Annotated in this window: 14 protein-coding genes and 2 tRNA genes; 2 read left to right on the top strand and 14 right to left on the bottom strand. The window is 65.8% G+C overall.

Translation table 11 applies throughout. The features are described from left to right. Positions 1-2: 2 nt before the first annotated feature. From ACPVPU_RS05195 to ACPVPU_RS05160, 8 genes are all read right to left on the bottom strand, one after another. The gene (locus tag ACPVPU_RS05195; RefSeq protein ID WP_448659908.1) at positions 3-521 is read right to left on the bottom strand and encodes a redoxin family protein; all 519 of its coding nucleotides are present in this window, start codon (positions 519-521) and stop codon (positions 3-5) included. After that, a complete protein-coding gene (locus ACPVPU_RS05190; protein ID WP_448659907.1) occupies positions 518-2473 on the bottom strand; it encodes a heme lyase CcmF/NrfE family subunit in 1956 nt (651 codons plus the stop codon). The genes ACPVPU_RS05195 and ACPVPU_RS05190 overlap by 4 nt, the downstream gene beginning before the upstream one ends. After that, positions 2470-2916 carry a cytochrome c maturation protein CcmE gene (gene ccmE, locus ACPVPU_RS05185; RefSeq protein WP_448659906.1) on the bottom strand — a complete coding sequence of 149 codons (447 nt, stop codon included), beginning with the start codon at positions 2914-2916 and terminating at the stop codon, positions 2470-2472. Before ccmE ends, ACPVPU_RS05190 begins: the two co-directional genes overlap by 4 nt. After that, positions 2913-3044 carry a hypothetical protein gene (locus ACPVPU_RS05180; protein WP_448659905.1) on the bottom strand — a complete coding sequence of 44 codons (132 nt, stop codon included), beginning with the start codon at positions 3042-3044 and terminating at the stop codon, positions 2913-2915. The genes ccmE and ACPVPU_RS05180 overlap by 4 nt, the downstream gene beginning before the upstream one ends. Beyond that, positions 3041-3757, bottom strand: a complete 717-nt coding sequence (gene ccmC / locus ACPVPU_RS05175) for a heme ABC transporter permease CcmC (RefSeq protein ID WP_448659904.1) — start codon at positions 3755-3757, stop codon at positions 3041-3043. Before ccmC ends, ACPVPU_RS05180 begins: the two co-directional genes overlap by 4 nt. Before the next feature lie 64 nt (positions 3758-3821). Further along, positions 3822-4880 carry a Glu/Leu/Phe/Val family dehydrogenase gene (locus ACPVPU_RS05170; RefSeq protein WP_448659903.1) on the bottom strand — a complete coding sequence of 353 codons (1059 nt, stop codon included), beginning with the start codon at positions 4878-4880 and terminating at the stop codon, positions 3822-3824. A 50-nt stretch (positions 4881-4930) separates the two neighbouring features. Continuing rightward, positions 4931-5007 (bottom strand) — tRNA-His (locus ACPVPU_RS05165). Between the two features lie 47 nt (positions 5008-5054). Beyond that, on the bottom strand, positions 5055-5882 hold the full coding sequence (locus tag ACPVPU_RS05160; RefSeq protein ID WP_448659902.1) for an ATPase, T2SS/T4P/T4SS family: 828 nt from the start codon (positions 5880-5882) through the stop codon (positions 5055-5057). 144 nt (positions 5883-6026) lie between these two features. Here ACPVPU_RS05160 and ACPVPU_RS05155 point away from each other — a divergent pair, with 144 nt between their 5' ends. Continuing rightward, positions 6027-6692: a prolyl hydroxylase family protein gene (locus ACPVPU_RS05155; RefSeq protein ID WP_448659901.1), complete on the top strand. Its 666-nt coding sequence runs from the start codon at positions 6027-6029 to the stop codon at positions 6690-6692. 93 nt (positions 6693-6785) lie between these two features. Here ACPVPU_RS05155 and ACPVPU_RS05150 read toward each other — a convergent pair whose 3' ends face one another. From ACPVPU_RS05150 to lon, 5 genes are all read right to left on the bottom strand, one after another. Beyond that, the gene (locus ACPVPU_RS05150) at positions 6786-9521 is read right to left on the bottom strand and encodes a TonB-dependent receptor domain-containing protein (RefSeq protein WP_448659900.1); all 2736 of its coding nucleotides are present in this window, start codon (positions 9519-9521) and stop codon (positions 6786-6788) included. 97 nt (positions 9522-9618) lie between these two features. Continuing rightward, positions 9619-11190 (bottom strand): hypothetical protein, encoded by a 1572-nt coding sequence (locus ACPVPU_RS05145; protein WP_448659899.1) that lies wholly within the window; start codon positions 11188-11190, stop codon positions 9619-9621. A 297-nt stretch (positions 11191-11487) separates the two neighbouring features. Beyond that, positions 11488-11562, bottom strand: a tRNA-Val gene (locus tag ACPVPU_RS05140). A gap of 103 nt (positions 11563-11665) precedes the next feature. Then, positions 11666-11938 (bottom strand): HU family DNA-binding protein, encoded by a 273-nt coding sequence (locus ACPVPU_RS05135; RefSeq protein ID WP_448659898.1) that lies wholly within the window; start codon positions 11936-11938, stop codon positions 11666-11668. A gap of 150 nt (positions 11939-12088) precedes the next feature. Next, positions 12089-14485, bottom strand: a complete 2397-nt coding sequence (lon, locus tag ACPVPU_RS05130) for an endopeptidase La (protein ID WP_448659897.1) — start codon at positions 14483-14485, stop codon at positions 12089-12091. 76 nt (positions 14486-14561) lie between these two features. Between lon and ACPVPU_RS05125 the strand changes: the two genes are divergently transcribed. Beyond that, entirely contained in the window at positions 14562-16295 is a 1734-nt protein-coding gene (locus tag ACPVPU_RS05125) for a M1 family metallopeptidase (protein ID WP_448659896.1), read from the top strand. Here the strand turns inward: ACPVPU_RS05125 and ACPVPU_RS05120 are convergent. After that, positions 16282-17406, bottom strand: coding sequence for a calcium:proton antiporter (locus ACPVPU_RS05120; RefSeq protein ID WP_448659895.1), 1125 nt, complete (start codon positions 17404-17406; stop codon positions 16282-16284). The two genes, ACPVPU_RS05125 and ACPVPU_RS05120, sit on opposite strands and share 14 nt — an antisense overlap. Between the last annotated feature and the right edge of the window lie 42 nt (positions 17407-17448).

Raw genomic sequence — 17448 nt, 5'->3', positions numbered from 1 at the left:
CCTCACCGCGCCTGCTCCAGCGCGGCGAGCAGTGCCGGAATATGTTCGTCGCGGATCGGGCCGATATGCTGGGCGCGGATGATGCCTGCGGAATCCACCACAAAGGTTTCGGGCACGCCGGCCGAGCCGAGCGACAGCTGGAACCGGCTTTCCCTGTCGTCGCCGATCGCGCGATAGGGGTCGCCATAATCGGCAAGGAACGCAGCGGCGTCGGTAGCCGTATCGCGCACCGCCACCGCATCGATGGCGACGCCGCGCTGCTTCAGCGCCAACAGCTGCGGCGCCTCTGCGGCACAGGGGATGCACCAGCTGGCAAAGACGTTCACCAGCCGCGGGCCGGGCACGGGCCGGTCCAGCCCCGGCTTGCCCGGCACCAGCGGGGGCAGTGCCAGTTCCGGCACCGGCTTGCCGACCAGCCGGGAGGTAACGATGGACTGAGGATCGCGCTTCAACCCGAACACGAACAACAAAACCAGCGCCGCAAAACCGGCCAGCGGCAACCAGATCAACGCCCGTTTCATGCCAGCGCCTCCCGCTGGCGGCGGACGCCCTGTCGCCGTTCACGCACCACCCGGCCAATCAATGCCAACGCCCCGCCCAGCGCGATCAGCCCGCCGCCGCCCCAGATCAGCGTGACCCACGGCTTCCACCACAGCCGGATCGGCGCACGGCCCGAACCGTCGTCCTTGCCGATGACGGCGTAAAGCTGGCCGTCCCACTGGGTGCTGATCGCCGCTTCGGCGGTTTCGGTGGGGGGATCGGCAAAATAACGCTGCTGCGGGCGCAGGACAAAGGGCGCGCCATCCTCTCCACGCCGCACGGTCAGCTTGGCCTCGACCGCCGACCAGTTGCGCCCGACGACCGGCTGAACCCCGTCAAAGGCAACCGTGAACGGCCCGACCGACATCCGGTCGCCGGGCGATGCCGCGACCAGCTTTTCCTGGGTGAACGCGCCCTCGCTCGCCATGCCGACCACGCTGACCGCGATGCCCAGATGCGCGACCGCCATGCCGACCGTCGCCAGGGGCAGCCGCCGCCAGTTCGGCACGATCAGGGGCTGGACGCTGCCGACCGCCAGGCCCGCCGCCAACGCCAGCCCCGCCAGCGCCGCCCAGCCCGCCTGCGGGGCGAGCACCCAGAACGCGGCGGCGGTGGCACAGGTGGCCAGTGCCGGCGCGAACAGCTTGCCCGTCGCCCGCTCCCGGGTGTCGCGCCGCCAGCGCAGCATCGGCCCGATCGCCATGCCAGCCATCAGCACCAGGGCGATGGGCGCGGTCGCCTTGTTGAAAAAGGGCGGCCCGACCGACAATTGCGTGCCCATCGCAGCCGCGGCGATCGGATACAGCGTCCCGATCAGCACCACGCCCAGAATGACCGACAGCAACAGGTTGTTGAGCACCAGCCCGCCCTCGCGGCTGAGCAGTTCAAACGTGGCCCCCTGGCGCACGCTGCCGATGCGCAGCGCGAACAGGGCCAGCGCCCCGCCGATATACAGGCCCAGCAGGACCAGGATGAAACTGCCCCGTTCCGGATCGACGGCAAAGGCATGAACGCTGGTCAGGATGCCGGACCGCACCAGGAACGTGCCGAGCATCGACATGGAAAAGGCAACGACCGCCAGCATGATCGTCCAGGACCTGAGGCCGTCGCGCGCCGCCAGCACATTGACCGAATGGAGTAGCGCGGTCGCCGCCAGCCACGGCATCAGCGACGCATTTTCCACCGGATCCCAGAACCACCAGCCGCCCCAGCCCAGTTCGTAATAGGCCCAATAGCTGCCCGCCGTGATGCCGATGGTCAGGAAGATCCAGGCGATCAGCACCCAGGGGCGCATCGCCTTGGCAAAGGTCGGGCCGACCTCGCGCACGACCAGCGCACCGATGGCAAAGGAAAAGGCGACCGACAGGCCGACATACCCGAAATAAAGGGTCGGCGGATGAAAGGCGAGGCCGGGATCCTGAAGCAGCGGGTTCAATCCCAACCCCTCCGGCGCGGCGGGATTGAGCCTGGCAAAGGCATTGGATGCGATCAGGATAAAGGCATAGAAACCCAGCGCGATCGCGGCTTGCGCCCCCAGGGTCGCGGTAAACATCGCCTGGCTCAGCCGCCGTTCGACCAGCGCAATGGCACCGCCCGCCACTGCCAGCACGGTGACCCAGAGCAGCATCGATCCTTCGTGATTGCCCCAGGCGCCGGCGATCTTGTACAGCATCGGCTTGGCGGTGTGGCTGTTCTGCGCGACGATCAGCACCGACAGGTCAGTGACGACGAACAGCCAGACGAGGGTCGCAAAGCTGATCGCGGCAAGCACGCCCTGAAGCACGGCCACCGGCCCGACCGCCGCATGGAACTGACCGGCAATGGCTTCGCGTCCCCGCGCCGACAGCCACAGGCCGCCCGCCGCAGCCCCGAGTTGGAACAGCGCAAGCGCCGCCGCCAGCCAGAGCGCGGCCAGACCGAGTTCGGCGATCATTGGGTCAGCGTTTCCTGGGTCTTTGCCTTGGCCGCAGCCTGGTTTGCCATTTCCGGCGGCATATACCGCTCGTCATGCTTGGCGAGCAGATTGGTCGCGGCAAAACCGCCGTCGCGCGTGAAACTGCCCTCGGCAACCACGCCCGATCCCTCCTTGAACAAATCAGGGGCGATGCCGCTGAACGTCACGGGCACGCGGGCCTTGCCATCGGTGACGTTGAACCGGATGGTCACCCCGTCCGGCTGGCGCTGGATCGATCCGGCCTCGACCATCCCGCCCAGCCGGACCGCGCGGCCCGGCTCCGGCGGACGGGCCGCGGCATCGGCGGGAGCATAGAAGAACGCCGCTTCTTCCTGAAGGCCGGACAATGCCAAGGCGCTTGCCCCCATCAGCGCGACCAGCGCCAATGCGGCCAGGGCCAGCCGCTGATGCTTTGCCTTCATCGCCCGCCCTTCATCGCATCCGATGCGCGCTCGGCCCGGCGCATCGCCCGCCAGCCGATCAGCGACACCGCCAGCACGCCCAAGCCGACCATGACATAGGCGGCAATGACGAATGGCCAGGGGTTCATGCCGCCGCCATCCGCCGCATCCGCGCCTCGACCCGCGCTTCGGCCAGAAAGGTCCGCATCCGGATCAGCACGATCGCGCCGAACCATAGCGAAAAGCCGAGCACGGTCAGCCAGAGCGGCCACAGGATCGCATTGTCGATGCTGTTGCGGGTCAGCGTGATGCTGGCAGGTTGGTGCAGCGTGTTCCACCAGGTGACCGAATATTTGATCACCGGGAGCAGCACCGATCCAGCCACGCCGAACAGGGCTGGAATGCGCCCGTCCCCGCCTCGATCCGCATCGCCCCGCTCAAGCGCCATCCAGCCGAGATAGACGAAGAACAGGATCAGCATCGAGGTCAGGCGGCCGTCCCATTCCCACCAGGTGCCCCAGGTCGGCCGCCCCCAGATCGCGCCGGTAATCAGGCACAAAGCCGCGAACAGCGCGCCCGGAGCGGCAACGGCCCGCGCCGACAGCGCGGCCAGCGGGTGCCGCCAGATCAGATAACACAGGCTGGACACGGCAATCCCGGTCCAGCCGCCCATGCCCAGCCAAGCCGATGGCACGTGGATATAGAGGATGCGGACCGTTTCACCCTGCAGGTAATCGGGCGGCGTCAGGAACAGCCCGGCCGCCGCACCCGTCAGGATCAACGTAATGCCGACCCAGAACAGGACCGGCGTCAGCGGCCGGGCGATCCGAAGGAAACGGGCGGGATTTGCAAGCGCATGCATAACGTTGGACCAGCAGATATACGCAAACGCACCCGGTTGCTACACCGGCTTTCGTCCAGCCCGATCAGGGGGGATCGCCGCGCCCGATCAGCCGCCGGGCCATCCGGTCCGCCACCTCGGCCTCCGGGGTGCCCGATGCCGCGCTTTCGTCCCAGACTTCCGCCAGCCGGTGCGGAATGCGCGCCACGCGGGCCTCGACCTCGGCCCGGTCGCCCTGGCCCAGATATTCCAGCGCCACATTGATGATGCCGCCGGCGTTGATGACGTAATCCGGGGCATACAGGATGCCGCGCTCGAACAGGCGGCGGCCATCCTCGCGCGTGGCCAGCTGGTTGTTCGCGCCGCCGGCTACCGCCCTGCATTTCAGGGCCGCGATGGTGTCGGCCGTCAGAACCGCGCCCAGCGCATTGGGGCTGACAATGTCCGCCTCGACCGACAGGATCGTCCCGGTCGGCACGGTACGAGCGCCCAGCTCCGCCGCCAGCGATTCCGCCCGGCCGGTATCGACATCGGCCAGGATCAGGTCCGCACCGTCCGCCGCCAGCTTGCGGGCAACCCCGCCGCCGACACTGCCCACGCCCTGCACCGCAACGCGGATACCGTGCATGTCGTCGGTGCCCAGCGCCCGGCGAGCTGCCGCGCGAATGCCCAGATAGACACCGTGTGCCGTGGTGGGGCCGGGATCGCCGCCTGCCGCGCCGCTGCCCACCGGCAGGCCGCTGACATGCCGCGTCTGGGCGGCGATCGCCTGCATGTCGGCTTCGCTCATGCCCACATCCTCGGCGGTGACATACTGTCCGCCCAGCGATTCGATGGCGCGCCCGAATGCGGCCAGCATGGCGGGTGTCTTGGTGCGCGCCGAATCGGCCAGGATGACGCCCTTGCCCCCGCCCATCGGCAGGTCGGCCATGGCGTTCTTGTAGCTCATGCCGCGCGACAGCCGCAGCGCATCGGTGATCGCCGCCTGCGGATCGGCATAATGCCAGAAGCGGACGCCGCCCGCCGCCGGGCCGCGCACGGTCGAATGTACGGCGATTACGGCAGACAGGCCGCTTTCCCGGTCGGTAACCAGGTGCAGCGCCTCATGATCGTCGAAATCGGGAAAGCCCCAATCGGTCAGCATGCAGGATTCTTTCCGGACCGGGCGGACCGTCCGTCCGCCGCAAAAGGCAGTGGGGCGACCGACGGGACTTGAACCCGCAACTTCCGGCATCACAAGCCGGCGCTCTAACCAATTGAACTACGGTCGCCGCGAAGCCGCGCGCTTAGCGGCACTTGCCTGCGATGGTCAAGCATATCAGTCGGCGGGTGAAGAAACCAGCGGTTCGCCGCGCGATACCCGCACCGCTTCCTTCGCGGAAATCGTGCCGCTGCGGGCAAGGGATCGGGCAATCGACCCCATGGTCGGCATCCGGACGAACGCATGCCGCGCCAGAATCGCCGTATCGCCGCCGCCGTTGATCAGGCGGCGCAGGGGGTAATCGACCTCGATCAGTTCGTGCACGGTCATCAGGCCGTCGGTGCCCCGGTCGCTGCATCGCGGGCATCCCGGCGCTTCATGAACGACCGCGCCCAGATCAAAGCCGAGCAGCGCAGAGATGCTGCTGGACGCCTGTACCGGCCGGCGACAGCCGGTGCACAGCCGTTCGACCGATTGCTGACCGATTGCCAGCCGCAGGGTCGATGCGATGGCGAAATCGTCCTGACGCATCGCGCGCATCGCCTCGATCGCGGCAAGCGCCCCGGCGGCCTCGATGGATGCGAGCACGACCCGGTCGTCCAGCGCGTTCTGCACGGCCAAATCGGCGCTGCGCCGATCCTGGATCCGGTCGATCAGGACGGGGTCGGTCGCGGCTTCGGCCCGTGTGCCGACCGCAGCGGCGGCGGCAAATCTGTCGGCCAGCATCCGCAGCGTCTGCGACCGGCGACTGCCGCGCAGGCCCGCCACCAGCACCAGACCGGAGCGCCGGACGATCAGCCGGTCCAGCGCCGACTGCTGGGCGGGGTGCGAAAGAACGGGTTCGCCCGACACCGGGGCGGGCGGCAGGTCCGGGCGCTGCACGGTGCGCAGGCCATCGCCCGCATCCACCGGTGCCGACCCGATCGTTCCGGTGATGATCGTCATCGCGCGCAAAAGCCCCCCGACCCTCGCCCTGCGCTACGCCCGCGATGTTGCGGTTTTCTTGCATTTTTATGGCGACAATCCCGCTGGGCCCGATCCTGGCGGGGGCTTTCGCTCGGCACGATGCTTTGCCATGGTCCGGTTGCCATGACGTCCAACCCCGCATTGCCGACCACCGGTTCGGGCTATCCGCCCGCCCCGGTCATCGCCCGGATCCTGGCGCAGCCGGGCATCCAGAAAGTGCCCAGCCCCAAGCTGGACCTGTTCCTCCACCGTGCCTTCCTGAACCCCGCCCTGTGCCACGCGCTGATGGCCATGATCGACCGGGACCGGCGGCCATCGACGATCAGCGACGATATCGGCGACGCCGCGTTCCGCACCAGCGAGACCTGCGACCTGGCCAGCGACGCGCCGGAGGTGATCGAGGTGGAACGGCGGATCGCGGCCCTGTGCGGCATCGATCCCGCTCATGGCGAACCGCTTCAGGGCCAGCGTTATGCGGTGGGCCAGGAGTTCAAGGCCCATACCGACTATTTCGAGCCGACCGGCGTCGATTTCGACCGCTATTGCTCGGTGGCGGGCAACCGCACTTGGACGGTCATGATCTATCTGAACGAACCCGATGCCGGCGGGGCGACCCGGTTCAAGGCGATCGACAAGATCGTCCAGCCGGAAACGGGCAAGCTGCTGGCGTGGAACAACCTGCGCGCCGATGGCCGTCCGAACCCGTCGACGCTGCACCACGGGATGAAGGTGCGGGCGGGCACCAAATATGTCCTGACCAAATGGTTCAGGGAACGAGCCTGGGGATAGCCGGACGGCCCGACCCCCGCCCCGTTCATGCAAATCCGGCACCGGGTGGAACCCGATGCCGGTCATGCATTTCGATCCCGTTGGCGAAGCGGGTTACAACCGGACGCTGGCGCTCAGCGTAAAGACACGGCCCAGATTGAAGGTGTTGGTGTCGACCCGCACATCGTCGGGAAAGCTCTGAAACTCCTGAAACCGCGTGCCCGTCAGGTTGCGGCCTTCGAACTTCAGTTCGACCACCTTGCCTTCGCCGAACGCGATGCCCTGACGCACCACGAAATCCAGCCGCACGCCCGGCCGTTCGACGATATCCGGCAGCCGCAGGCCGTCGACTACCGGGCCACGGCTGGCCACGCGGTCGGTCGCGTAATTGACCAGCAGCGTCGCCTGGGTCCGGCTGTCCTGATTTTCGATGCCCAACTGGCCGTTGATCAGGTGGTTCGACTGGCCGATCAGCGGTGCGCCATCCTGGAACAACAGGTTGGCACCAACCGCCGGCGCGCCGAAGATCGGGCTGGAGACCATCTCGTCACCGACCAGCAGTTCCGACTTGGTGTAGGTGTAGTTGGCGATCGCAAGGATGCGCGCGCCGGTCCACAGGCTGTCGATCGGGAAATATTTCTGAAGCTCGATTTCGCCGCCATAGAGATTGGCCTTGGGCGCATTCGAGAAGCCGGTGAAGAACGAGCTGCTGCCCGGGGCAAGCACGGCGATGGTTTCGATCGGATTGTCGATCCGCTTGAAGAAACCCGCCGCCGTCAGCCGCTGATCGCGACCGAAAAACCATTCATAGCGCGCCTCGGCGTTGAACAGTTCGGAATCCTGCAGGTTCGGGTTGCCGAAATACTGGCGGTTCGAATCGAAGTCGACATAGATCTGCGGCGCCAGTTCGCGGAACTGCGGACGGGCGATCGTCTTTGACCCGTGCAGGCGCAGCTGCATGTCGTCGGTGAAATTCCAGGTGATGGTTGCGGCGGGCAGCCAATAGCTGTTCGCCAGATTGGTGCCCGGCTGGACACCGGTCGTGGTGATGAGCGCCACGACCTCGGTCGCGTCCTCGTACCGCACTCCAATGGTAGCGCGCAGCCCGTCGGCCAGTTCAGCCTCGACCTGCCCATAACCGGCATGGATTTCCAGACCCGCCTCATAGGCGGGCGCAGCATTGGCACCCGATCCGGAGATGTTCTGAAGGTTGATCCCGTACAGGCCGATGATGGCATCCGACAGCAGGAAATCGGGGCGAAGCTGAGCCACCTCGATCGGAAGCGTCGCATTGTTCGGCCCGACATAGCGGAACTGATAACGGCTCGCCGACCGGTTGGTGTCGGTATAGGCATAGCCCGCCGACAGGGTGACCGGGCGGTCGAACCCGAGTTCGTAGCTGAAATCGATGCCGCCCGCCCACAGATCCTCGTTCAGGTCGCTGAACGCGATCTGGGCGTTCTGCGTCGTGCCGCCCAACGAATTGATGTAATCGTTGATGCCGAGCGCGTTGGTATATTCATAGCGGAAGAACCGCTCATATGGCGCCTTGCGCTTGGTATTGGCATAGGCACCGCGGAAATCGATCTGCAGCTTGTCGAAATCCAGCTCGCCGACGAACTGGCTGGTGAACAGCTGGCGTTCGAACCAATTGGTATATTGCTCGATATAGGTCGGCAGCGGCGCGAACGGGCCGGGAATACCCAGATTGTCGAGGTCACCCGCGCCCAGAATGCCCTGTTTCAGGGTGTCGTGGATATAGACATTGGTGAACCGGAACCGGTGCTCGCCTACTTCCGCGCCCAGGCCAAGCAGGCCGTTGACGAGGATACGGTTGTCCGTGGTGACCGTCGTGAAATCGCTGGTCAATCCGCCATCGGCCGAGTTGGAAACCTGTTGTTCGGCCGACCGGGTGCGGAAGGTGTTCGAAATGCCGCCGCCCGCAATCAGGCCGACGCGCACCGTGTCACTGACATCGACCGAAGTACCAAGGCTGATATCGCCCGACCAGTTGGCGGGAATATGCTCGTTTTCCTGAAGCAATGTGGTTTCGGCATTGGTCAGCTGTGCGGCCTGGCTGGGCGACAGACCGGCATTGGCCTGGCCGGCTTCGCGAATGAAGCCCGGCACGTCGCGCGTGCCGTCGTCATAGCCGAACACATCGGCCGAGCCGCCGTCATAGACATAGCCAAGCTCGCTGGTCGAAACCGTATCGAACCCGACCGAGCCACCGACCTGGATAAAGCTTTCCTTGGGCACCGCCTGAGTGGTCAGGTTGATCGCGCCACCGCCGAATTCGCCGGGGTAATTGACGGAGAAACTCTTTTGCACCAGCGCCGATGCAACGACATTGGTCGGAAAGATGTCCAGCGGCACGACGCGGCGCAGCGGTTCCGGGCTGGGCAGCGGCAGGCCGTTGAGCAGCGACGAGGAATAGCGGTCGCCGAGCCCGCGCACGAACACGAACCCGTTGCCGACGACGCTGAGGCCGGTCACGCGCTGGAGCGCCCCGGCGATGTCGCCCTCGCCCGTGCGGGCGATATCCGCCTGCGACAGGACAGAGACGACCTGCGGCGTCGAGCGGACGACGTTGGGGATGAAACGGCCGACGACCACGATGTCCTCGACATTGCCGCCCGCGCCGGGTGCGGAAATCTCGACATCCTCCTCAGGCAGATCCTGTTCGCCGACGGTATCCTGGGGATCGCCCGATTCCACCTCTACCGGCGGCTTGGCGGGAATATCCTGGGGACGCAGGCCAAAGCCTTCGACCTCACGCGCGATGGCGGCGGGCGCGACGAGCGTCGAGGTCAAGAGCAGCAGGCTGCCAAAGGCGAGTTTGTTCATCATGGTCGTGTCGTTCCGGCTTGGGAGCTTTTGATCGCAGGAATGATCTGGCGGGAACGGCCCCCTTTGCCGTTCCCGCCAGGATCATCATTCCCGTCGCTTACAGGCCGGGCACGGTCGTGCAGGCGGCGCTGGTCGTGCCGAAATCGCCGCGGTTGGAATTGCAGGTCCAGCCGCGATACCAGTTGTCGTTCGCACCCGAGACGGCACCGATATAGTTGGTGCTGACCAGGAACGACGTGCCCGACGGGTTGAGCGAGGCGGCGTTGAACGCCGTCACCGCAGCCGCGCCGGTTCCGGCCACGAAGCCGTTCAGCGCTGCGGCGGCCGTGCCGTTGGTCACATTGTTGGTGCCGGCGGCAACGATCGCCGCCTGTTCGGCATTGGTGACGGTAATGCTGTTCTGGGCGGTTTCAGCCGACAGCGCCGAGCAGGCGAAGTACATCGAGTTGAACACCGGCGGACCCTGTTCGTCCAGCGCCGCGTTCGCCGCGCGGATGGTGGACTTGCCGCCATTCGCATCGGTACCGGCCACGATGTTCAGGCAGGGCAGCGTGCTGGTGATGATGCCGTTCACGAAGGTGAAGTCGGCACCGCCGCGCAGGCGCAGCGCCGCGTTCACACCGGTCGACCGGTGGATGAAGGTGAAGTTGGCGATCCGGCCGAACTGACGCGGGAGCGCGTCCTCGTTGTTGTTGGAATCGATTTCCATCATGTAGGTATCGGTCTGGGTGTTGTTCGGCCGCTGCGACGCGATCATGAACTGCAGGAAGCCCTTCCAACCCACATCCGTGTCGATGCTGTCGTCGTCCGCACCGGTGATGACCCAGTAGCGTCCGTTATGCGTGCCGCCGAAGATTTCGATGCCGTCGTCCGAGCTGTTGTGGATCTGGATATACTCCAGGCGCGTGCCCGAACCGACGCCGCCGGTGGTGATGCCCTGAAGTTCGTTGTTCGGGCTGATGACGGTGCCCGAATAACGGACCTGGACATAGCGCATCACGCCCGAGCTGTCGCCGGGGGTGGCGCCGCCGTAAAGCGCGTTGCCGGTGCCCTCGACCACGGCTTCGCAGTTCGCGCTGCCGCCGGTCACGCCCTGCAGGTTGCAGTTCGAAATGGGCGCGCGTCCGGCCAGGATGATGCCGCCCCACAGGCCCTGCGATTCGTCGGTGACGTTGCCGGTCAGGTTCTGCTGCGCGGTGAAGATGATCGGCGCCGTTTCCGTGCCCTCGGCCGTGATGGTCGAGCCGCGGTTGACGACCAGCAGGTCGTTGTCGGCGTTGGTGGTGTTGGCATAGACGATCACGCCCGGCTCGATCGTCAGATTGCCCGCCTGACCGGCCGTGCCGGCGCCGCCGCGATCGACGCCCACATCGACGCGGCCGTTCATTTCATAGGCAACGCCCGGCAGGCGCGGCAGCGTCAGGTTGGTGACCAGCGACGGCAGGCGGCAGCTGCGGAAATTGCCGATCGTGCCCACGCTGGTCGTGCCGGTCGGGCACGATGCGGCCGGGCCGCCGGTCGGCGTCGGCGAGGGAGAAGGCGACGGGCTGGGCGAAGGAGCGGGTGCCGGCGTCGGCGCGGGCACCACGATCACGCCTTCGCCGGGCGAAGCGACGCTGGTTGCGCCGTCGCAGGCCGACAGCGCGGCGGCGGCGGTGCCAGTCATCATGATCAGGCCAAGGCGTTGCAGATTTCGCATAACATCTCCCGTCGGGTCGTTCCGGTTGCTGGATGGGGCCGATTTGCCCCTGATCGACTCGGACATCCCCCTGTCGACCGCTGGCGAACCGCTAGGGGCCTTCGATGACAACAAGATTGGGTTTTCGGGTCAGTTGCATGACGCGCAAGTGACGGATCGATGACAATGCGTCACCCTTCCGTTATCTATCCACGGCGGCTGGCGATGCAGCGGAAACCAACGCAAACGGCCCGCCGATCGTATCGATCGGCGGGCCGCTGGATGATATGGTGGGCGCGACAGGGATTGAACCTGTGACCCCACCCGTGTGAAGGGTGTGCTCTACCGCTGAGCTACGCGCCCATGGAAACCATGGTTCTGGCGGTAAGGAAACCGCCGGGAAGCGGCCCATTAGGGTGCGCGTCCCGGCTTGTCCAGCCCCGTCGGCCAGCGACGGGGAATTGAATCAGTTGACCGCGTCCTTCAGGCCCTTGCCGGCCTTGAACTTGGGCTGGTTCGACGCCTTGATGGTCATTTCCTCGCCGGTGCGCGGGTTGCGGCCGGTCGACGCCTTGCGCTTGCTGACCGAAAACGTGCCGAAACCGACCAGGCGCACTTCGTCGCCCTTCTTGAGCGCAGCCGAAATCGAATCGAACACCGCTTCGACGGCGCTGCTCGCGTCGCTCTTGCTCAGCCCGGATTGCTCGGCAACCTGTCCAATCAGCTCTTGCTTGTTCATTGTCCTGTGGGTCCCTGTTCTCGAGAACTAATACTCTGGAAATTGGAATCACGGCCCATAGGCCGGGCGCGCAGTAAGGCGGCTTGCCCCCGGCCTGTCAAAGCAAATCCGTCGATTTTACCCGCCGTTCGCCGCTTTTTTGGGCCAATTTCAATGGTGCAGTGCATCACCAGCGGTTGAAATGCCCGGTGGCGGCTGAACGGCCAGCTCGTCCGCATCGGTCCAGTCGATGGGCGAAAGCGGATTGACCAGGGCCCGCGCCAGCACTTCATCGACATGGCGCACCGGCACGATCTCCAGCCCGTTCAGGATATTTGCCGGGATTTCGACCAGGTCCTTTTCATTGTCCTGCGGGATCAGCACGGTGGTGATGCCGCCGCGCAGTGCCGCCAGCAGCTTTTCCTTCAGCCCGCCGATCGGCAGCACCCGCCCGCGCAGCGTCACCTCGCCCGTCATGGCGACCTCGCGCCGCACGGCATTGCCGGTCAGCGTCGAGATGATCGCGGTGACAAGGCCGATGCCCGCCGACGGCCCATCCTTTGGCACCGCGCCTTCGGGCAGGTGGACATGGATGTCCTTGCGCGCGAACAGGCTGGGCTTGATGCCGAATGCCGGGGCGCGCGCCTTGACGAAGCTGAAGGCGGCCTCGACGCTTTCCTTCATCACGTCGCCCAGCTTGCCAGTGGTGCGGATCGCACCCTTGCCAGTGACGGTGACCGCCTCGATGGTCAGCAGCTCGCCGCCCACCTCGGTCCAGGCCAGGCCGGTGACGGCACCGATCTGGTTTTCCTCCTCACCGACGCCGTGGCGATATTTCCGAACGCCCGCAAACTCGGCCAACGTGTCCGGGGTCACCGTCACCGCCTCTGCCTTGCCCTCGAGAATGCGGCGCAACGCCTTGCGCGCCAGCTTGGCGATCTCGCGCTCCAGCGTCCGCACCCCGGCCTCGCGGGTATAATAGCGGATCAGGTCGCGCAGCCCGTCCTGGGTCAGCGTGAATTCGCCCGGCTTCAGCCCATGCGCCTCGACCTGCTTGGCAATCAGGTGGCGTTCAGCGATCTCGACCTTCTCGTCCTCGGTATAACCCTCCAGCCGGATGATCTCCATACGGTCGAGCAGCGGCTGGGGCAGGTTGAGCGAATTGGCCGTGCAGACGAACATCACGTCCGACAGGTCGATGTCGATTTCCAGATAATGGTCGTTGAACTTGCCATTCTGTTCGGGGTCGAGCACCTCGAGCAGGGCCGATGCGGGATCGCCCCGGAAATCCTGGCCCAGCTTGTCGATCTCGTCGAGCAGGAACAGCGGATTGATGGTCCCCGCCTTTTTCAGGTTGGACACGATCTTGCCGGGCAGCGACCCGATATAGGTGCGCCGGTGGCCGCGGATCTCGGCCTCGTCGCGCACGCCGCCCAGCGACTGGCGGATGAATTCGCGGCCCGTTGCCTTCGCGATGCTCTTGCCCAGACTGGTCTTGCCGACGCCCGGCGGGCCGACCAGGCACAGGATCGGCCCCTTCAGCTTGTTGGTCCGCGCCTGCACCGCCAGATATTCGACGATCCGGTCCTTCACCTTTTCCAGCGCATAATGATCCTGGTCCAGGACGTTCTGCGCCTCGGCGATGTCGCGTTTCAGCTTCGACTTCTTGCCCCAGGGCAGGCCCAGCAGCACGTCCAGGTAATTGCGCACCACCGTCGCCTCGGCGCTCATCGGCGCCATGGTCTTCAGCTTCTTGAGCTCGCCCTGCGCCTTGGCCCGCGCTTCCTTGGACAATTTCAGCGTGGCGATCTTTTGCGTCAGCTCGGCGATCTCGTCGCCCTCGCCTTCGTCGCCCTCGTTGCCCAACTCGCGCTGGATCGCCTTCAGCTGTTCATTCAGATAATATTCGCGCTGGGTCTTCTCCATCTGGCGCTTCACGCGGCTGCGGATCTTCTTCTCCACCTGCAGCACGCCAAGCTCGCCCTCCATGAAGGCGAACACCATTTCCAGCCGCTTCTGCGGGTCGGTTTCGACCAGCAGGGCCTGCTTGTCGGCCACCTTGACCGCGATGTTGGCGGCGATGGCATCGGCCAGCCGCGACGCCTCAGTCAGTTCGGCGACCTGCACCGCCGTCTCGCTCGGCAGCTTGCGATTGAGCTTGGCATAGTTTTCGAACTGATCGACGACGGATCGCATCAGCGCCTGGACCTCGGTGCCGTCGGCCTCCGCCTCTTCGACCGCGCTGACCGTCGCCGTCAGGACGCCGTCCTGTTCGTTCAGGCTTTCGAGCCGCGCGCGATCGCGTCCGGCCACCAGCACGCGGACCGTGCCATCCGGCAGCTTCAGCATCTGCAGCACCTCGGCCGTCACGCCCAGATCATACAGGTCGTCGCGCGCCGGATCGTCCTCCGCCGGGTCCAGCTGGGCCACCAGAAAGATCGATTTGTCATCGGCCATCGCCGCTTCCAGCGCGGCGACCGACTTGTCGCGCCCAACGAACAGCGGCACGATCATATGGGGGAAAACGACAATGTCGCGCAGCGGCAGGACAGGATAAGAAGACTTCATGCAAACTCCGTTCATCCCCATGGGGGACGTTTCACCCGTCTTATATGGGGAAGGCAAAGATTCCATCAATCGTCCGATGGCCCCTCGCCCCGCCAGCCCGCTTCCCCGCGTCCTGATGCTGCCGGTCGCGCTGATGCTGATTGCGGCAGGCACCGCCGGGGAAGGCACGCCGGGCCAGCCGGCACTGACCGCGCAGACGATGCGATCCGGTGGCGAACAACCGGCCGATCAGGCCGCGTTGCGGCTGCGCCACCTGAACCTCGGCATCGCCGTCACGCCTGAGGCAAGGGCGATGAGCGGGGTTGCCGAACTGACGCTGGAGACGGTCCGGCCGGTCAATCGACTGGTACTGGATCTCGATACCAATCTTGTCGTCAGCACAGTGCGGATCGACGGGATGGAACTTGAGGCTGGCCGCTGGCGCAATCCCGACGGACGGCTGGCGATCGACCTGCCCGCCCGGACCGCGACGGGCCAGACGGTCAAGGCCCATATCGCCTATGCCGGCACGCCCCATGTCGCCGCCAATCCGCCCTGGGACGATGGCTGGGTCTGGGCGCGGTCGCCGGACGGCCAGCCCTGGGTGGCAACCACTGCGCAGGGCTATGGGTGCGACCTGATCTGGCCGTGCATCGATCATCCGTCGGGCGAGGTGGCGGCGGCCGACCTGTACGTCACCGTCCCGGCGCCGCTGGTCGCCGTGTCCAACGGCCGGGCGTTGGGCGTGACCGAGGCGCGCGGCGGATCGCGGACCTTTCACTGGCGGTCGGGACCGATCAATCCGTATCTGATCGCGCTGAACATCGGCGCCTATCAGGAACTGAAGGACGATTATGCCAGCCGCTTCGGCAACCGCATACCGATGCATTACTGGCATCTGGGCCGGGAGCGGGAGGCCAAGGGCCTGTTCGCCGAATTCGCGCCCACGCTGGATTTCTTCGAAACCCTGATCGGTCCGTTTCCCTTTGGCTCGGAAAAGCTGGGGGTGGCGCAGACACCGTATCTGGGCATGGAACATCAGACCATTAACGGATATGGCAACGACTACAAGCCGTCGGCGGAGGGCTTTGACTGGCTGTTCCACCATGAGCTGAGCCACGAATGGTTCGGCAACCAGATGACGGCGGCGGACTGGGACGATTTCTGGCTGCACGAAGGCTATGGCCAGTATATGCAGCCGCTTTACGGGCGCTGGCGTGAGGGTGAGGCCCGCTATGCCGTGATGATGGCAGAGCAGCGATTGCGGATCACCAATGCCGCACCGATGGTATCGGGTTTCAGCCGCACCGCTGAACAGGTGTACGAGGCCAGCCAGGGCGGGCCCGCCGCAGACATATATTTCAAGGGCAGCTGGGTGTTGCACACGCTGCGCAACCTGATTGGGGACACGGCATTTTTCGACGCCACCCGCCGGCTGGTCTATGGCCGCCCCGACCCCCGGCCAGGCAATTTCGCGCCCCGATTTGCGACGACCGCAGAATTCGAACGGCTGATGGAAACGGCGTCGGGGCAGAAACTGGACTGGTTCTTCGACATCTATCTGCGCCAGGCCGGCCTGCCCCGCCTGATCGAAACCCGTAGCCCGACCGGGCTGTCGCTCCGCTGGCAGGTGCCGGGCGGACGCCCCTTTCCCCTGCCGGTCGAGGTGCAGGTCGACGGCGTGGTCCAGCGCGTGGCGATGACGGACGGCTCCGGCTTCGTCGCGGCACCAGCGGGCGCGCATATCGTGATCGATCCGGCCGCCCGCATCCTGCGCCAGTCGCCCGCCATCGACCGGTTGCAGGCCGCCGCTACCCTCAGGGAACGATGATCGTGAACAGATAGGCTGCAAACAGGATCAGGTGCACCACCCCCTGCAACACGGTGGTGCGCCCGTTGCCCAGCGACAGCACCGCAACGATCAGCGACAGACCCAGCAGCACCACGTGTTTCGGCTCGATCCCCAGCGCCAGCGGAATGTCGAGCAGAAGCGCGGCGATGACGACCACGGGAATGGTCAGGCCGATCGTGGCAAGCGCCGACCCGAGCGCCAGGTTCAGGCTGGTTTGCAGCCGGTTGCGTCGCGCCGCCCGCATCGCCGCCAGGCTTTCGGGTGCCAGCACCAGCCCGGCGATCGCCACGCCGACCAGCGCCAGCGGCAGGCCCATGGCTTCGATCCCCGTTTCGAGCGCAGGAGCCAGATCCTTGGCAAGCAGTACCACCCCCACCAGCGCGATCAGCAGAATGGCAAAGGCAATCCCGGCACTCTGCACCGTCGGGCGTTCGGCATGAACGTCGCGCGGCACGTCGCCGGGCACGTCGGGCAAGAAGTAATCGCGGTGGCGCACCGTCTGGACCAGCACGAATGTCCCGTACAGGACAAGCGAGGCCACAGCGGCAAAGACCATCTGCGATCCTGAATAATAGGGGCCGCTGAGCGTCGAGGTATAGTTGGGCAACACCAGCGTCAGCACTGCCAGCGCGGCCAGCACGCACAATGCGGCGCTGACCCCGCGCAGGGCGAACCGCTGTTCATGGTGGCGCAGCCCGCCGACCAGCAGACAGATGCCGACGATGCCGTTCAGGATGATCATGATCGCCGCCATCACCGTATCGCGCGCCAGCGTCGATGCGTCGCCATTGTCGGACAGCATCAGCGACACGATCAGCGATACCTCGATCACCGTGACCGACACTGCGAGCACCAGCGTCCCGAACGGCTCGCCCACCCGGTGCGCCACCACTTCGGCATGATGGACGGCCGCAATCACGATCCCGCCCAGGACGATCGCGGCCGCAACGATGCCGAACAGGCCGATTTTCGCGACGCCGGTCAGGATCAGGACAATGCCGATCAATGGAAAGGCGAGGGACCATAGCGGCACCCACCGCCGCACATCGGCGAAGAAAGCGGATCGGGACGGGGCGTGGCCATCGGTCATCGGCAGGCAGGACTCCTGTGTTGCGGGATATCCCACAAGAGC

It is taken from the genome of Sphingomonas paludis, assembly GCF_053502515.1.
Note: the sequence above shows the minus strand (reverse complement) of the source record. Positions and strands in the feature narration are given on the sequence as shown.